The sequence below is a fragment of the Kocuria salsicia genome (assembly GCF_039532055.1).
GTDB classification, from domain to species: Bacteria; Actinomycetota; Actinomycetes; order Actinomycetales; family Micrococcaceae; genus Kocuria; species Kocuria salsicia.
On the sequence record NZ_BAAARF010000012.1, the window covers coordinates 89,786 to 106,210 of the forward strand.

Below are 16,425 nucleotides of genomic sequence, written 5' to 3' on the forward strand. Positions count from 1 at the left end.
GGTGCGGTGCCCGTGCGACGTCGTCGTCCCCGGTGCAACGAACCGTGGCTGCTCAGCGGGAGGCACCGCTGTAGAGGGACTCGAATCGGTCCAGCGTGCGGGTGAAGGAGTGCTGGGACACCATGTGGTGGCTGTGCTCCCCCATGGCCCGCCGCTGCTCCTGCGTGGCGTCGAGCACCAGCTGCAGCTTGCGCGCCAGGTCTCCGGAGTCGCCCGGCGAGAACAGGTAGCCGTTGCGGCCCTCGTCAGCCAGGTGCGGCAGCGCACGGGCGTTGGCGAGCACCACGGGCTTCGAGGCGCTCATGGCCTCGAGCGTCACGAGGGACTGCAGCTCCGCGGTGCCCGGCTGGCAGAAGACGTCCGCACGCAGATACGCACGGCGCAGCTCCTCGTCCGTGAGGAACCCCAGGAAGTGCACTCGATCCGCAACCCCCTTCTCGTGCGCGAGGGCAATGAGCCCGTCCCGCTGCTCCCCCTCCCCCACGATCTCCGCGTGCACGTTCTTCTCCCGCGGGATCAGGGCGATGGCCTCGATCAGCTCGTTGACGTTCTTCTCCACCGCGAGCCGCCCGCAGAACAGCACCACGGGATGGTCCTGGTGTCCGACGTCCTCCCCCTCACGGGCCTCGTAGTGCCCTGCCTCGATCCCGTTGGAGACAGCCACCGCACGGTCCGCCACGCCGTTGTCCACCATGGTCCGCACGGCGAGCGGAGTGGGCGCGGTGATGACGTCGCACCGGTCGTAGATCTTCGCGAGGTCCCACCAGGAGACCTTGCGGTACCCCTTGATGAACCACTCGGGGAACGGCAGGAACGGTTCGATGTTCTCGGGGATGAAGTGGTTGGTGCCGATCAGCCGGATCCCGCGGCGGGACGCCTCCCTGGCGACCAGCCGCCCCAGGATGTAGTGGCACTGGATGTGGACCACGTCCGGCTGCAGCTCGTCGAACAGGCGGGTGATCTCGCGGGCCACCTCCCAGGGGAAGCACAGCCGGAAGTACGGGTGGGTGAACGCGTGGTGGGAGCGGATGCGGTGCTCCGTCACGCCGCTGTCGTCCATGGTCCGGGACGCCCCGCTGGTGGGCATGGGTGCCATCACGTGGACCTCGTGACCGCGATCGAGCATGCCGTGCGCCAGACGGCGGGCGAACTGGGCGGAACCGTTGACGTCGGGCGGATAGGTCTCTGCGGTGATCAGAATCTTCAATGCCTTGTGTTCCGTACGTGAGTCATCGGTCGGGGCGCGCGACCTTCCGGGACGACGCCGCCTGCTGGCCGGTGCCGCCATCCTGCGTCCTCGAGCGGGCGCGTGCGGCCGCTCGGCGCTGGATGACCTCTGGGTGGAACCGGGAGAGCAGGACCACGCCGACTATAGCAACGACACCTGCAAGCCCCATGCCCGCGGCGAGCCACCCGGTGAGCCCCTCTCCGGCCTCATCGAGGACGAGCAGCCCCAGGGCCACCCCCACCATGGGGTCCACCACGGTGAGCCCGGCGATCACGAGGTCCGGAGGCCCGCTCGAGTAGGCGCACTGCACCATCCAGCCGCCCAGAACGGCCGTGACCAGCAGCATCAGCACGGCCAGCCAGTTGGACGCCCCGAGCCCGCCCGCTGTGAGAGCGGTCATGCTCAGGCGCACGAGCACCGCCACGAACCCGTAGAGCACCCCGGCGCCGAGCACGTAGAACATGCTGATCCGGCGACGGCGAAACACCACCTCCGCGATGCCGAGCAGCACCACGAGACCGAGCAGCATGAGCACCACGGTGTTCTCCGCGGCCGCGCCCGGCCTGCGTGACGGGTCCGTGGCCGAGACGGCGCACGCGACGAATCCGGCGCCGCCGACCGTGCACAGCACCACGGCGAGCCAGGTTCGGCGGTTGATCGTGAGGTGCTGGTGGCGCGCGTGCAGCAGTGTCGTGATCGCCAGCGCGACCACACCGATGGGCTGCACCACGGTCACGGTGGCCAGCGTCAGCGCGGAGACGTTCAGCGCCATCCCCAGCCCCAGCAGGCCCGTGCCGAGCAGCCAGCGGCCGTTGCGCAGCAGGGCCCCCAGATTGCGGGGTCTCAGGGCCCCGGAGGTCTCGCCCCTGACGGCCGCCGACTGCGTCTGAGTGCCCACCGCGAGGCACACGGCGGAGGCGATCGCCAGCGCCACCGCGATCCACTGGCTCATCGTCCCGTCTTCTGCTGGTCCACGGACTCATCGTAGGGGCACCGCTGCCACCGCGCTCCGCACCTCATCCCGCCGGACTCCGGAGATGCCGCGGGCCGGGCCCTCCGAAGAGGACCCGGCCCGGTGCCTCGGGAAACAGCTCGACAGAGCCGCCCGTGGGCTGCTCGAACTACTTGCGCAGTAGCTTCCGCAGGAACACGAGGAACGCGGTTCCTGCCGCAGCGGCGACGGCCAGCGGCTGCCAGCGTTCGCTGAGCACGTCCGCCGCAGAGGTGGAGCCCTCCGCGCGCACGCCCTGCGTGCCGCCCTTGGAGGCGAACATGCTCTTCACGGAGGCCTGGGTGGCCTTCACGGTGCGCGAGGTGCGGTTGACGAAGCCCTTGGTGGCGGCCTGCACGGAGTCCGCGCGGTTCTGGGCGTCGTCGCGCAGGCTTTTGAGGTGCTCGCGGCGCAGCTTCAGTCGGGAGCGCAACTGCTCCTCGGTGGGCTTGACCGGCTTGACGCGGTTCGGATCGTTCGCGGCCTCCTCCTTCTCGCGCTGCTTCTTCTGCTCGGCCTCGTTGATCTCGCGCTGGACGCGGCCCTCGTTGTACGCGGAGCCCTCCTTGAGGACGCCGAGGTCGTAGCGCAGCCCGAAGATCGTCTTCTCCGGCACGAGCGGCATGGCGTTCTTGATCTTGGAGACACCGATCAGAGCCAGGACGGCGAGGACCACGATGAACACGACGGCGAGCAGCAGGGCCGCGAGCCACGCGGGCATCACGTGGGAGAGCCCGGCAATCGCCGCGCCGACCAAGGCGATCACCGCGAGACCCAGGAAGAGCAGGCCGACGACGACGAACGCAGCGCCCACACCCACCTTGATGCCCTTGTCCTTGAGCTCGAGGACGGCCAGCTGGGCCTCGTCCTTGAGCTGCTTGGGGAGCAGGCGCACGAAGACCTTGACGACGTCCGTGATGGGCGCCGCCCCCGGCCTCTTGGTGGTGCGGGTTCCTGTGGTGGGTGAGTGGCCGCTGTTGGGGCCCACTGCATGGCTCATGCCGCCTCCGGTGAGTGCGTGGTGGTGGTGATGGAACGATCTGGTATCAAACTACCATCCGCCCGGGAGGCCTCCGGCCCCGCCGGAGCCCGGCACACGGGCCCCGTGCGGTCACCGCAGGCGGCCGTCCTCCATGGTCACGCACTCGTCGGCGAGCGGCACGAACTCGGTGTCGTGGGTGACCACGAGGGATGCGAGGGAGAACTCGTGGGTGAGGCTGGCGAGCAGCTCCATGATGCTGCGTGAGCGCTCCTGGTCCAGTGCCGCGGTGGGCTCGTCCACGAGCAGCAGCTGGGGGTCGTTCATGAGCGCCCGGGCAATGTTCACGCGCTGGCGCTGCCCGCCGGAGAGCTGGTGGGGGCGGCGGTCCCCACAGTCCGTCAGGCCCACCTGCTCGAGCAACTCGTCCGCGCGCTTACCGGCGGTCTTCAGCTCCTTGCCGCGGGCCCCTGCGATGTGGGCGGCGAGCACGAGCTGCTCGCGCGACGTCAGGGCCGCCAGCAAGTTGGGCTGCTGGAAGACCATGCCGGTGTGCCCTCGGCGGATCCTCGCGAGCTCCTTCTCGGGCAGCCTCGTGAGGGACTCCCCCGCCACGGTGACGGTTCCGGAGGTCGGGCGGATCAGGGCGGCCGCCACGGCGAGCAGCGAGGACTTGCCGGAGCCCGAGGGCCCGATCAGCGCCGTCATCGTGCCGCGGTGCAGCGTCAGGTGCACGTGGTCCAGGGCGGTGACGGTGCGCGCAGTGCCGTCCGGGTACTCGAGGCACACGTCGCGCACATCCAGCGCGGCGGCGTCGGCATCCGCGTGGCGGGTGCCGCAGGGGCCCCCATGACGGGACTCGAGCTCGTCGCCGGCGAGGTGCTCGGGCCGGTGGTCGTGCTGGCCCACGAACTCGGCGGGGCCGTGGGCATCGGCGCGGTGGCGGGGCTTGGTGTCGGAAGCGTGCATGGTCAGTTACCTCCCAGGGCAATCATCGGGTCGACGGTGGAAACGCGGCGCACCGCGAGCAGGGAGCCGAGCAGGCCCAGGACGAGCACACCCAGCACGGGCAGTCCCACGCTGGCCAGGCTCAGCTGGAACGGCACGGCGGATCCCGCGAGCAGCCCGCCCAGCAGTCCGAGTGCGCCGCCCACGAGCACGCCCAGCGTCAGGACCACGGCCGCCTGCACGATCGAGTCCCGCACCACGTAGCCACGGTCGGCACCCAGGGCGCGCAGCACCGCGATGTCACGGGTGCGCTGAATGGTCCACACGGTCAGGAAGGAGACCACGACCAGTGCAGAAATCCCGTACAGGAAGCCCTGCATCATCAGCAGCGAACCGCGCTCGGACTCATAGGCGGGAAGTGCTGCGAACGCCTCCTTGGTGCTCATGGCCACGGTGTCGGTGTCACCAGGCAGCTCCTGCGGGTAGTCCTGCGTGGTCAGGGCCAGCGCAGTGGCCTGCTCGTCACTCGTGGTGTGGGCCACCGCCGGGAAGTCGGCCATGCTCATCCACACCACCGGAACGTGGCTGTAGTACTCGTCCTCGACCACGCCGGTGGTCTTCAGGGCCTTGCCGCCCATGGAGACGGTGTCCCCCACGGAGACGTGCATGTCGTCGGCCAGAGTGCTGCTCAGCACCACCTGGCCCTCGTCCGGATGGGTCTGGCCGGAGGACGCCTTCAGGTCCGGGGCGAGCTTCGAGCTCGGCTCCAGGGCGATGGCGGCGGCCGCGGTGGTGCCCGCGCGCGACGTCGTGGTGCTCGCGTCCTGGGTCTCGGCACCGCTGCGGGCGCTGGCCTGGGTGATCCCCAGGCGCTCCACGCTGTCCTTGCCCACGCCGTCGCGCCACCTCTGCAGCTCGCCGTCCGTGATCTGCGACGTGGTGAACGAGGACGTGCCGGAATCCCCCGGGGGCGCGCTCAGCACGAGGTGCTGGGCAGCCAGGCGCTCGAGCGCTGACGTGTTCTGGTGACCGAGTCCGTTGGTCAGACCGGTCAGCAGGACCAGCAGCAGGGTGATGAGCGCCACGACCGTGGCGAGCAGCGCGAAGCGGCCCTTGGCGAAGGTGATGTCCCTCAGGGACAAGAACATGGGGTGGCTCCCGTGACGAAGGTGTGGTGGACAACTGCCTCCAGTCTCCGGCGGCGGCGGCACGCGGGGATCGCCACCCCGGTTGAAGGTCGGGGCGCGAGCGGTTGAACCGCGGATCAACCGTTCGGTTGATGTCCACCGGGTGGCCCGTGCATACCATGACCACGGACCTCGGCTGCCCGTCCGGCACCCGTCGCCGTCCGCAGAGCACCGTCGAGGGAGGCACACCGTGCGCCACGAGCTGTCCACCCCCGTGCTGCTGCGCACCATGCGGGTCACGCTGCACGTGAGCTTCGCCGGGCTGCTCGCGCTCGCGCTCGTGCGCGCGCTGCTGAGCTGGCCACGGGGCCACACGGCCCCGCTGGTGACGCTGCTGTGCGGTGCGCTGGTGCTCGCCGCGTTCTACCTGGCGGGAACCATTGCGGAGAACCGCGTGGCGCGCGGCCGCGCGGACCGCGCCACCATGCGCCTGGCACCGGCGTGGCTGTTCGTCGTCACCCTGCTGTGGGCGCTGCTCGCGCTGCAGAGCGCGGACTTCTCCTGGGTGGTCTTCCCCCTCTTCTTCCTCTACCCGGTGCTGCTGAGCCCCCCGGTGGCCCTGGTGTGCGTGGCGCTGCTCGTGGGTGTGGTGGGGGTTTCGCAGTACCTCCACACGCCCAGCGGGTCCTTCACCGCACCCATGGTGATCGGCCCGGCGATCGGTGCCGTGGTCGCGCTGCTCGTGAGCTACGGCTACCGCGCCCTCTACCGGGACGCCCAGCGCCACGTGCGGGTCATCCGTCAGCTCGAGTCCACACGCGAGGAGCTCGCACGCCAGGAGCGCGCGGCAGGCACCATGGCCGAGCGGGAGCGACTGTCCCGGGAGATCCACGACACGCTCGCCCAGGGGCTCACGTCCATCGTGCTGGTCTCCCGTGCGGGCCAGCAGTCCCTCGCGGACGGCCAGCAGGATGTCGCTGCCGCTCGCCTGGCCACCATCGAGGGAACCGCGGCCGCGAACCTCGCCGAGGCCCGCCGGTTCGTGCGGGACCTCGCCTCCCCCGCCCTGGACGAGTCCCTGCCCGGTGCGCTCTCGGAGGTCTGCCACCGCACCGAGGAGGGCGCGCGTGCCGCGGGCACCGGGCTCACGTGCGAGTTCTCGGTGCAGGGCGAGCTCCCCGAGCTCACGGGTCCCCAGCGGACCCTGTTCATCCGTGCGGCACAGTCCACCCTGGCGAACGTGACCTCCCACGCGCACGCCTCCCGCGCGGTGGTCACGCTCGCGGGGTGGGAGGACGCCGTGACCCTGGACGTCGTGGACGACGGCGTGGGCTTCGACCCCCGCGCAGCGGCTCGCCGGGGGCGCGACGACTCCTACGGCCTCTCCCACCTCCGACGCCGCACGGAGGAGCTGGGCGCCGAGCTGACGGTGGAGTCCGAACCGCACGGCGGCACCGTGGTGAACGTGCGGCTGCCGCTCGCGGACGCGGCGTCGTCGTTGCCCGCACCGCCCCACCACACCCCCGGAGACAGGAGTCCCTCATGACCACCCAGGTGCTGCTGGTGGACGACCACCCCGTGGTGCGCGCCGGGTTGCGCGCCGTGCTCGAGTCCCTCGGGGACATCACCGTGTGTGCGGAGGCGCAGGACGGGCGCGGCGCGCTGGACGTGCTCGCGCGCCCGGCGCACGGGGTGGACGTGGTGGTCATGGACCTGCAGATGGGGCAGGGCATGGGCGGGCTGGAGGCCACCCGGCGGATCGTCGCGTCCGGTGGACCGCCCGTGCTGATCCTGACCACGTACGACACCCAGGCGGACGTCGTCGCTGCCCTCGAGGCCGGCGCCACCGGCTACCTGCTCAAGGACGCCCAGCCCGCGACCATCGGGCAGGCGGTGCACGACGCCGCGGCGGGGCGTCCGGTGCTTTCGCCGTCAGTGACCGCCCACCTGGTGAGCCGCGTGCGCGCGCCGGGGGCCACCCTGAGCGCGCGCGAGATCGACATCCTCCGCGGGCTCGCCACGGGCGCGTCCAACCGGGCGCTGGCGAAGTCCCTTTTCATCTCCGAGGCCACTGTGAAGACGCACCTGGTGCACATCTACGACAAGCTCGGCGTGGACAACCGCACCGCAGCGGTCAGCCGCGCCCGGGAGGAGCACGTCATCTGAGACCCTGACCGGGCACCGAGCCGCCCCAGTGAACGCAGTACCAGGGCAGCCGCTGGGCCTGCCCCCGGGAGACCAGGCGGTGCGGCGTGTAGTCGGTGACGGGCCGCACGTGTTCGAACACTGAGCGGACCACCCCGGCGTAGCGGTGGCCGGTGTCGGGGTAGACCATGAGAACGCAACGATCTTCGCTGGACCGCTGCTGGACGGCCCCACAGGTCCCCCACCGCCAGCCCATGAGCATTGAGCTCGCGCCGCCGTGCCGTGACCGCCCAGGACGTTCGATGACGCCGTGAACGGCACGAGCCCCAGGGCTGCGGCCCCCCGCAGGGGCCAAATCCGCAAGGCGATCCCGCCGTCGCTCAGGCCCCGCTGGTGAGAGCTGCCCAGACGTACCGAGCGGTGTCCGCGGGTGGCCCGGGGGTCAGCGAGCGGCCTCGGCGATCAGCTCGGCGGTGCGACGGGGCTGGTCAAGCATCACGAAGTGGCCGCTGCGGGACACCACCACGCGGCGCACGGAGGTCTCCTGCGCAAGCCGGGCGGCCTGGGCCAGGACGTGGCGAGCCCACCGGCTGAGCCCCGGGCGGGGTACGCGGCCGTTGGCGGCCACGACCGTGAGGGGCACCCCGGATTCCAGGGGCATGCGACCGCGCAGTTCGTGGAGCCGGTTCATGCAGGCCACGTAGCCCGCGAGGTCGCGCAGCGAGGCCAGCAGGATGTTCGAGGAGGAGCCCTCGGCGCGCAGTCCGCCCATCGCCCGCGCCACGCCCCGCCGTCCTGGGACTAGCGCCACCGAGACGGCGGGCCCCACCAGTTGCCAGAGCACCCGCACGGACGTGGATCGAACCGCGGGGTGGGTGCCGTGACGGAAGCGGCCAGCGGCGCGGGCCCCGTCGTGCGCCCAGTCCGCGCCCTCGGCCTCGGGGACAGAGCCGTCCAGGAACACCAGGGACCCCAGCCTGCCGGGATGGAGGCGGGCCGCCGCCTCCACGACCGCCGCGCCGAAGGAGTGGCCCACTGCCGTCACCAGGCCAGTGGCTCCCAGCGCGGTGAGGACCGCGAGCAGTCGGGCCGCCTCGGTATCGAGGGTCGGGAGTGTCTCGGAGACCTGCTGGCCCGGCGCGTATCCGGGGCGGTCCAGCACGATCACACGGTGCTCCCCTCGCAGCAGCTCGACCACGGGGGCCCAGTCCCACAGCACGGAGGCCACGCCCGAGCAGCACGCAACAACGGGTCCGGAGCCGATGTCCAGCACGCGGGTCGGCTCGCCCATGACGACGAGCTCCCGCAGGTGCTCCCGCCACAGCGCTCCCGTGGGGGTGCCCATGCCGGGGTCGTTTCGAGCGACGTCCGCACCCGTTCGACCACGGGAAGACCGGACACGGCAACGAGCCACACGACGATCACCACCATCGACGCCCGCTGCGTGATCCCCTCGGTGGGGATCCTGGTGATCAGCACGTCGATCCCGGACAGCGAAGCGCCCACGACGCCGCGGGGTCGGGGCGGCCTTCGGTGCACCGAGGCCGTCTGGCAGCCCGCGCCGTGGTGTGCGGGCCCGAGAGTGGGACAGAACGGCCATCATGATCAGCAGCATCCCGAAGATCCCGTCCGTGGTGCGCGGCATCGTGCCCGCGGGGTGGTCCGCCACGACGTACTCCGAGGCGTAGGACGTCCACGGATGCAGCTGCGGGTTCAGCAGCGGGGCTGCGAGCCACGTCAAGTACAGCAGCGCCACCACCAGACTGAGGCGACGGGACGCGAGGGTCATGGAGCCGAATCACCCACCTGTCGTCGTGGAACTGCACGAGCGCAGCACCGCTCACTTTAGTAGGGCACTGCGCGGGCTCGAGTGCTCGGGGGCGTGGCAGGCCTCGCAGCGGTGGTGGAGGAGAGCGCCCCTCCGCCCAGTGCGGTTGCACCGTTCGGAGGGGCGGCTCGCAGGCCGCCGCTTCCAGAACTCAGGCGCGCAGCAGCTCCCGCTCCTCTTCGGAGCCCACGGGGGCCCGCTGCCCGGTGCGCACGCGGCGGAACGCCTCGCACAGGGCGACCACAGCGATGTTGGCGGCCAGCCCGATGATGCCCTCGCTGATGGCCCACGGAAGGTGCCACCAGAACGTGTAGCCGATCACCAGCGCGAGTCCCGTCAGCGCACCGGCCAGGATGGACGACGCCGCGATCCGGCGCCGCAGCAGCAGGGCCGCCGCGATGGCCGGGGCCAGCTGGTCCATGCCGGAGAACGTGAGCAGGAGCAGGTTGGCCAGCAGGTCCGGCATGGCCACGGCCAGTCCGAGAGCCGCGGCGGTGGCGACCACCACCGTGACCTGCGTCGTGGCGAACTGCGCCTTCTCCGTGCGGGCGCGGATCAGGTTGCGGGACACCAGGGTGCCGGTGGCGATCAGCAGGGACGCGGAGGGCACCATGGCGGTGGCGATGCCAGCCACCGCCAGCACACCCATCAGCCACCCCGGGAACACCCCGGAGGCCAGCGTCAGCAGGGAGCTGTCCGGGTCCGCGCCGGTGCCCAGGACCACCAGAGCCACGTAGCCCACCACCAGGGGCATCACGATCAGCGTGTTGTAGAACGGCAGGAACAGGTAGTTGCGACGCAGCACGGTGGAGCTGCGGGCGGAGAGCACAGGCGGCCAGTCGTTGGGCATGGTGATGAAGGCGCACCCGATGGCGCTGATGGCCATGTTGGACACGTACCACGGAATGCCGTACTCCCCCGTGCCGTGCACCGAGAGCATCTGCGGCATCTGCTCCTGCACAGTGTGGAACACGTTCGTGAAACCGCCCGTGTAGTGGATCGGCACGGATACGCACACCACGAACAGCATGAGGATCATCAGCACGTCCTTGAAGTACGCGGTGGTGGCCACCCCGCGCAGCCCGGACCACAGGACGAAGGCCACCACCAGCACGAAGGCGATCACCATGGACCAGTTGCCCAGGGAGCCGTTGCCGGTCACGAGCTCCACGATCAGTCCCAGCCCGGTGATCTGCAGCTGCAGGTACGGCAGCAGGAACACGACGCCGGCCACGGCCACCAGGATGCCCAGGAACCGGGAGTTGTAGACGTCCTGGAGGAAGTCCGCCTGGGTGAGGTGCCCGCGGGCTCGGGCCAGGCGCCAGATCTTGGGGCCGATGAAGTGCATGGCGATGTAGCCCAGGGGCACGTAAGGCATGGAGTAGAAGGACGCCGCTCCGCCGGAGACCACCAGGCCCGCGGTGCCCAGGAACGTGAAGGTGGTGAAGACCTCCCCGGCCTGGAGCAGCCACGTGGTGGTGGTGCCGAAGTTGTGCCCGCCCACGGTCCACTCGGCGAGGTCCCGGTCCGGGCTGCGCCGGCCCATGAAGCCCAGCGCCGCGATGAGGAGGATGCCTCCCAGAGTGACGACGACAATGGTGCTCACGGGGTCTCTTCGGGGCCGCTGGGTGCGGGGTGCGTGCCGGTCGCGGCCAGCGGGTCCCTGGTGCCGGAGTCGGCGCGGGCGGCCGCGCGGCGCTCGTCCCCCACCCGGGAGGCCAGCAGGTCCAGGACCTCCTCGCGGTCCTGGTCCGTGCGCGTGAACTCCACGATGCACAGGAACAGGCAGATCAGCAGGCTGCACGGGATGCAGGTCCACCACATGATCACGGGGATGCCCAGGATCAGGTGGGGTCCGTTCAGCGGGGACAGCCACTGCAGGACGAAGGCGGCCAGGAACGGGAACAGGCACACCGCCCACCACAGCGCCCTGCGCCCGGCGGGGATGCTCTGGCGGCGCGGCACGATGGTCTGCGCCGCTGTGGGCGTGGACTCCCGCGCCCGGTCAGCGAGGCTCCGGTTGCTCTCCGGGGCCGCACCGCCGGGCGACGACGCCGCGGGGCCCGGGGTGCTGCCGTGGGTGTGGGGATCAGTCACGGGACGCCAGCTCCTCCGCGGTACGGGCCAGGCGTTCGCGCTGGGCGGGGTCCGCGGCCATGTCCGCGGCGGTCCAGGCCAGGCTCAGACCGCCCTCCCACATCGCGGTATCTGCCGCGGGCAGCGCGCAGTAGCGCTCGAACTCGGGTTCGTGGCACGTGGCACCCCCGGCCTCCACCAGGATGGTGGGGTGGATCGCGGGGATCCGCAGCGAGACGTTGGCCATGTCCGTGGAGCCGGCCAGGCGGCGTCGTCGGCTCATGGGCGCATCCGTGAACGCCCGGCCGAGGGACTCGGCGTTGGCCCGGTACGCGGCGACCATGGGGTCGTCGTTGGGGAACTCGGAGAACGCGGGCCAGTCGTCGTGGACCTCCAGCGTGCAGCCGGTGGCCAGGGCACCGGCCTCGAAGCAGCGCAGCAGTCGTTCCTTGGCGCCGCCGGGGCCCTCGAGCTCGGCGAGGGTGTCCGCGCGGGCGTCGTAGGCAAGGCGCGCGCGGTGCGGGACCACATTGGGGGCGTCCCCTGCACTGCGCACGATGCCGTGCACCAGCTCACCGGGCTGCAGGTGCTGGCGCAGCAGCCCGATGGCCACCTGCGCCACGGTGGCGGCGTCCCCCGCGTTGACGCCCTGGTGTGGCGCCTCGGCGGAGTGGGCGGGCTTGCCCGTGTACTCGATCTCCAGGTCCACGACAGCTCGCGTCACGTGGTCCGCGTTCTCCTCCTCGCCCGGGGTGCAGCATCATGGCCGCGTGGACGCCGTCGAAGACCCCTTGGTTCAGCATGAGGACCTTGCCGCCGCCGTACTCCTCGGCGGGGGTGCCGAAGACCTTCACGGTGAGGTCCAGCTCGTCCGCGACCGGGGCCAGGCTGATCCCCGCCAGCACGCCTGAGGCGGCAATGATGTTGTGTCCGCACGCGTGCCCCACGCCGGGCAGCGCGTCCATCTCCGCGCAGATGCCGACGACGAACGGTCCCGTCCCGTAGGACGCCACGAACGCTGTGTCCAGGTTCGCCACCCCGGTCTCCACACTGAAACCGTGCCGTTCAAGGACCGTGGTGAGCTTCGCGGCAGTGCGAGTCTCTTCGAAGGCGATCTCCGGGTCCGCGTGCACCGCGTGGCTCAGGTCCACGACGTCGTCGCGCACCTGCTCCGCGGCCTCACGGATGCCCTGCTTGACGCGCCTCAGCCGCTCGGCGCCCTGCCCGCCGGGCGTGCCGCTGACCTGCGGGGGCACGATACCCACTCCTTCGGCCGGGGTCTGTTCCGTCACGGTGATCCTCCTCCACTACCTGTGATGCGGGTCTCAACACTAGGGGGTGGGGAAATTCCGGGCATCTTCACAGGCAAGCGGTTCACCAGGTGAGATGAGTGGGGTGATCGCGCGCCCCGGCGCGCGGCCATGCGGTGGGAGGGACGACGGTGCTGGGTCAGGCCCGCACGGCCGGTGCCGCCTCGTCATCCTCTGCGGGCAACTTGCCCGGGGCGCCGTCGCGCATGTCCCGGAAGGTCTTGAAGCTGGCCCAGACCACCGCTGTGAGGGGAACCGCCAGCAGCGCGCCGGCCACCCCGCCCTCGTGTGCGCCGATGGCCAGGGCCGCGATGATCACGATGCCGTGCAGGCCCAGTGCGGTGCCCATGACCTTGGGCTGGAGGATGTGGTGCTCGACCTGGTTCACGAGGATCACCACGACGACCAGCACGATCGAGGCGACCGGCCCGGCCGCCACCAGCGCCACCAGTGCGGCCGCCAGCCCGGTGACCAGGGCTCCGACGATGGGGATGAAGGCGCCCAGGAAGATCAGGGCAGCCAGGGGGAAGGCCAGCGGCACCCGCATGACGAGCATCGTGATCAGGTCGCACACAGCTGCGAAAGCCGCGATGACCACGGTGCCCCGGATGTACCTGCCCAGCACGTGCACGGAGGCGCGCCCGGCCTGGTTGGCCCGCTCCCTCAGCCGCTCCGGCAGGAACCCCACCAGGAAACCGGCCATGCGTTCTCCGTCCAGCAGGAAGAAGAACAGCATCACAATCATCAGCAGCGCACCGGTGAGGATCTCCGTGACCACGGAGACACCGGACAGTGCGCTGGACTCTGCACCACTGTTCTTGAGGAACTCGGTGGCCTGGGTGAAGTACTCGTTCAGGTGGGTGCTGTCCAGCGGGATGCCCCAGCCGGTGAGGATCTCCACCAGCTTGTTCACGCCCTCCTGGGTCTTCTGCGCGAGGTCGGACCACTCGTTGCGCACCGTCAGCGCGATGCCGAACAGCACGGCGCCCAGTCCCACCAGGATGCCCAGCAGACCGGTGATCGCCGACCAGATGCGGTTGAAACCGGCCCGCCTACGGAGGAACCGCATGATCGGGTGCATGGCCGACGCGATGATGACGGCCAGGAGCAGCGGCAGCACCACGATCTTCAGCGTTGCGGCCAGCCACACGACCAGCCCGATCGCCACTGCCAGGATCAGCGTCTGCAGCGCCCGGATGGCGGACCGGCCGTAGGGGTCGTGCCACATCTGCCGCGGCGTGGGAGCGGGGGCCGGTGCCTGCGGCGCTGGGGACTGTGGTTCCGGGCTCTGCTGCACGGCGGTGGCGCCGCATCCGGAGGCGGCGGCCTGTGGTGAAGAGGTTGACTCGAAGTCGGTCATCGCGGAAGTCCTTGGGCCAGGAGATCAGGGGTGGTGTGACGGCGCAGGATCCGTTGCATATGACCGGAACCTCCCGCGGTCGCGCACTCACACCCTAGACGCGGGAGGGCGGACGCACACCACCGCTCCGTCACAGGGCCACGAGGCCACAGGGGATCTGGCACGGCCGAACCGGTCCGGGCGGAAGAGGGCACGAAAAAGGCCCCCTCCCCTTCCGGGGAGGAGGCCTCCGCGGTGGCTCCCCCGACTGGACTCGAACCAGTAACCCTTCGATTAACAGTCGAATGCTCTGCCAATTGAGCTACGGGGGAACGTGCACGTTTCCGCGCGACGAGACGATACTCTACCTCCCGTGGCGGGCATCCTCAACTTGCCTGAGTGCCCGGGCCTCAGGGCAGCGCCCCTCCCCGCCGCTGCCGAGATGCCGAGATGCCGAGGCTCACACCCCCATAAGACTGCGGCGCTGCAGCTCCAGTTCCAGCAGCTCACGGTTGAGCTGCTGGTAGAGGTCCGGCTCGCGCTGGGCGTTGAGCCGGTTGAGGTGCGCGAGCTTGTCCGACTTCTCCCGGTTGATGTGCATCTCCACGAGCGAGGTGAGCACCCCCACGGCGTAGTTACGCATCTGCTGCTCCGTGGCCGCCGGCAACGGTGTGACCGACAGCTGTGCCAGGTAGCCGTGCAGCTGATCGGGCAGGTGGCTGCGGACGGCTTCCAGCCAGACCCTTCCGCCCTGGACCTGCTCGCCGATCTCCGAGCGGGCAGTGACAAGGGCGTCGTGCATGACCTGGTGCACGCGGTACGTCATGCCCGCGGACTCGAAGTGCCCCCAGTAGGTCGTGGGCACGAGGTCCGGGACTTGCAGCACCACTTCCAGTGCCTCCCGCTCCATGCGGGACACCGGCTCCCGGGGATCCGGCAGCTCCACGGGCCGCGAACCCTGATCGTCGTCGGACCCGGAACCGGGTGCCACGTCGCCCGGCCGTGCGCGGCCGTCCTGCGGGGAGGCACCGGCGAGGCGGCTGGGTTCCTGGCCGCGCTGCCCGGAGCGGGCGCCGTCATTGCCGGGACCACTGCGCTGCGCCGACGCCGCGGCCACTGCCCGCATCACCTCGTCCGTCTCGATGCCGAGCCAGCCCGAGAGCTCCCGCGCGTACGCCGGGCGGAGGGAGGGATCGCGGATCTGCGCGACGATGGGTGCGCACGCGCGCATGGCACGCAGTCGCCCCTCGAGGCTGTTGACGTCGTACTCCTTGATGGTGGCCCTCAGCGCAAACTCGAACAGCGGGGTGCGGGTGTCAACGAGGTCGCGGACGGCCACGTCCCCGCGCGCCAGGCGCAGGTCGCACGGGTCCATGCCGTTCGGCTCCACAGCCACGTAGGTCTGGGCCACGAACCGCTGGTCCTCCTGGAACGCGCGCAGCGCGGCCTTCTGCCCGGCGGCGTCGCCGTCGAACGTGAAGACCACCTCGCCACCCGCGGAGTCGTCCGAGAGGAAGCGGCGCACGATCTTGATGTGCTCCGCCCCGAACGCCGTCCCGCACGTGGCGACCGCCGTGGTGACCCCGGCCAGGTGGCAGGCCATGACGTCCGTGTAGCCCTCCACCACCACCACCTGCTTGGACTTGGCGATGGGCCGTTTGGCCAGGTCGATGCCGTAGAGCACCTGGGACTTCTTGTAGAGCTGCGTCTCCGGGGTGTTGAGGTACTTGGGCCCCTGGTCGTCCTCGTAGAGCTTGCGCGCGCCGAAGCCGATGACCTCCCCGGCCACCGCGCGGATGGGCCAGATCAGCCGGCCGCGGAAACGGTCGTAGAGCCCGCGGTTGCCCTCGGAGAACATGCCGGTGAGCTTGAGCTCCTGGTCCGTGAAGCCGTGGTTGCGCAGGTGCTGCAGCAGGTGGGACCAGCCCTGCGGCGCGTAGCCCACGCCGTACGTGCGGGCGGCCTCCTGGTCGAAGCCCCGCTCCCCCAGGAACTTCTGGGCCGCGGCGGCCTGGCGTGTGTAGAGGTTGCGCTGGAAGAACTCGGCGGCCACCTTGTGGGCGTCCAGCAGGCGCTGGCGACGGCCGACTTCCTCGCGGTTGGGCGCCCCACCCTGCTCGTAGTGCAGCTCGTAGCCAATGCGCGCGGCCAGCCGCTCCACGGTCTCCGTGAAGGGGGTGTGGTCCATCTCCATGAGGAACGCGATCACGTCCCCGGACTCGTCGCAGCCGAAGCAGTGGTACGTGCCCATCTGCGGGCGGACGTGGAAAGACGGCGAGCGCTCGTCGTGGAACGGGCACAGCCCCTTGTACGATCCGATGCCCGCGGGCTTGAGCGTCACGTACTGCTCGACGACCTCGCGGATGTCCGTGCGCGCCCGTACCTCGTCGATGTCTTCGCGCTTGATCAGTCCGGCCACTGGGCCAGTTTAGGCACCCCGTCAAACCGGCCGAG

Annotated in this window: 14 protein-coding genes and 1 tRNA gene; 2 read left to right on the forward strand and 13 right to left on the reverse strand. The window is 70.6% G+C overall.

Annotation, left to right across the window (positions count from 1 at the left end; genetic code table 11):
- Window positions 1–52: 52 nt before the first annotated feature.
- The 5 genes from ABD264_RS10340 to ABD264_RS10360 all read right to left on the reverse strand — a co-directional run bounded on the left by ABD264_RS10340 (window position 53) and on the right by ABD264_RS10360 (window position 5,294).
- On the reverse strand, window positions 53–1,207 hold the full coding sequence (locus tag ABD264_RS10340; protein ID WP_244944763.1) for a glycosyltransferase: 1,155 nt from the start codon (window positions 1,205–1,207) through the stop codon (window positions 53–55).
- Between the two features lie 22 nt (window positions 1,208–1,229).
- On the reverse strand, window positions 1,230–2,180 hold the full coding sequence (locus ABD264_RS10345; RefSeq protein ID WP_055083993.1) for a DMT family transporter: 951 nt from the start codon (window positions 2,178–2,180) through the stop codon (window positions 1,230–1,232).
- Between the two features lie 169 nt (window positions 2,181–2,349).
- Window positions 2,350–3,219 carry a phage holin family protein gene (locus tag ABD264_RS10350; RefSeq protein WP_144942284.1) on the reverse strand — a complete coding sequence of 290 codons (870 nt, stop codon included), beginning with the start codon at window positions 3,217–3,219 and terminating at the stop codon, window positions 2,350–2,352.
- 111 nt (window positions 3,220–3,330) lie between these two features.
- Window positions 3,331–4,167: an ABC transporter ATP-binding protein gene (locus ABD264_RS10355; RefSeq protein WP_145010459.1), complete on the reverse strand. Its 837-nt coding sequence runs from the start codon at window positions 4,165–4,167 to the stop codon at window positions 3,331–3,333.
- A gap of 2 nt (window positions 4,168–4,169) precedes the next feature.
- The gene (locus tag ABD264_RS10360; protein WP_145010462.1) at window positions 4,170–5,294 is read right to left on the reverse strand and encodes an ABC transporter permease; all 1,125 of its coding nucleotides are present in this window, start codon (window positions 5,292–5,294) and stop codon (window positions 4,170–4,172) included.
- Between the two features lie 229 nt (window positions 5,295–5,523).
- Here ABD264_RS10360 and ABD264_RS10365 point away from each other — a divergent pair, with 229 nt between their 5' ends.
- Window positions 5,524–6,819, forward strand: a complete 1,296-nt coding sequence (locus tag ABD264_RS10365; RefSeq protein ID WP_344205927.1) for a sensor histidine kinase — start codon at window positions 5,524–5,526, stop codon at window positions 6,817–6,819.
- Window positions 6,816–7,439 carry a response regulator gene (locus tag ABD264_RS10370; RefSeq protein ID WP_145010468.1) on the forward strand — a complete coding sequence of 208 codons (624 nt, stop codon included), beginning with the start codon at window positions 6,816–6,818 and terminating at the stop codon, window positions 7,437–7,439. The genes ABD264_RS10365 and ABD264_RS10370 overlap by 4 nt, the downstream gene beginning before the upstream one ends.
- Here the strand turns inward: ABD264_RS10370 and ABD264_RS10375 are convergent.
- The 8 genes from ABD264_RS10375 to dnaG form a co-directional block, all read right to left on the reverse strand.
- Complete coding sequence (locus ABD264_RS10375; protein WP_186366702.1) at window positions 7,432–7,608, reverse strand: hypothetical protein; 177 nt, start codon at window positions 7,606–7,608, stop codon at window positions 7,432–7,434. The genes ABD264_RS10370 and ABD264_RS10375 overlap by 8 nt on opposite strands.
- Window positions 7,609–7,860: 252 nt before the next feature.
- A complete protein-coding gene (locus tag ABD264_RS10380; protein WP_344205930.1) occupies window positions 7,861–9,207 on the reverse strand; it encodes an alpha/beta fold hydrolase in 1,347 nt (448 codons plus the stop codon).
- A gap of 190 nt (window positions 9,208–9,397) precedes the next feature.
- Window positions 9,398–10,852 carry a sodium:solute symporter family protein gene (locus tag ABD264_RS10385; protein ID WP_344205932.1) on the reverse strand — a complete coding sequence of 485 codons (1,455 nt, stop codon included), beginning with the start codon at window positions 10,850–10,852 and terminating at the stop codon, window positions 9,398–9,400.
- A complete protein-coding gene (locus ABD264_RS10390; RefSeq protein ID WP_290498555.1) occupies window positions 10,849–11,343 on the reverse strand; it encodes a hypothetical protein in 495 nt (164 codons plus the stop codon). Before ABD264_RS10390 ends, ABD264_RS10385 begins: the two co-directional genes overlap by 4 nt.
- Window positions 11,336–12,046, reverse strand: a complete 711-nt coding sequence (locus ABD264_RS10395; RefSeq protein ID WP_344205935.1) for a peptidase dimerization domain-containing protein — start codon at window positions 12,044–12,046, stop codon at window positions 11,336–11,338. The genes ABD264_RS10390 and ABD264_RS10395 overlap by 8 nt, the downstream gene beginning before the upstream one ends.
- A 725-nt stretch (window positions 12,047–12,771) precedes the next feature.
- On the reverse strand, window positions 12,772–13,992 hold the full coding sequence (locus ABD264_RS10400; RefSeq protein ID WP_303106077.1) for an AI-2E family transporter: 1,221 nt from the start codon (window positions 13,990–13,992) through the stop codon (window positions 12,772–12,774).
- A 235-nt stretch (window positions 13,993–14,227) separates the two neighbouring features.
- Window positions 14,228–14,303, reverse strand: a tRNA-Asn gene (locus ABD264_RS10405).
- Window positions 14,304–14,431: 128 nt separating this feature from the next.
- The gene (gene dnaG / locus ABD264_RS10410; protein ID WP_303106076.1) at window positions 14,432–16,390 is read right to left on the reverse strand and encodes a DNA primase; all 1,959 of its coding nucleotides are present in this window, start codon (window positions 16,388–16,390) and stop codon (window positions 14,432–14,434) included.
- Window positions 16,391–16,425: the final 35 nt, after the last annotated feature.

What these genes read in the sequence shown, in the direction of transcription:
- ABD264_RS10345 (WP_055083993.1), bottom strand. Translation starts at nt 2,180, where the DNA reads ATGAGCCAGTGGATCGCGGTGGCGCTGGCGATCGCCTCCGCCGTGTGC.
- ABD264_RS10350 (WP_144942284.1), bottom strand. Translation starts at nt 3,219, where the DNA reads ATGAGCCATGCAGTGGGCCCCAACAGCGGCCACTCACCCACCACAGGA.
- ABD264_RS10355 (WP_145010459.1), bottom strand. Translation starts at nt 4,167, where the DNA reads ATGCACGCTTCCGACACCAAGCCCCGCCACCGCGCCGATGCCCACGGC.
- ABD264_RS10360 (WP_145010462.1), bottom strand. Translation starts at nt 5,294, where the DNA reads ATGTTCTTGTCCCTGAGGGACATCACCTTCGCCAAGGGCCGCTTCGCG.
- ABD264_RS10370 (WP_145010468.1), top strand. Translation starts at nt 6,816, where the DNA reads ATGACCACCCAGGTGCTGCTGGTGGACGACCACCCCGTGGTGCGCGCC.
- ABD264_RS10375 (WP_186366702.1), bottom strand. Translation starts at nt 7,608, where the DNA reads ATGGTCTACCCCGACACCGGCCACCGCTACGCCGGGGTGGTCCGCTCA.
- ABD264_RS10380 (WP_344205930.1), bottom strand. Translation starts at nt 9,207, where the DNA reads ATGACCCTCGCGTCCCGTCGCCTCAGTCTGGTGGTGGCGCTGCTGTAC.
- ABD264_RS10400 (WP_303106077.1), bottom strand. Translation starts at nt 13,992, where the DNA reads ATGACCGACTTCGAGTCAACCTCTTCACCACAGGCCGCCGCCTCCGGA.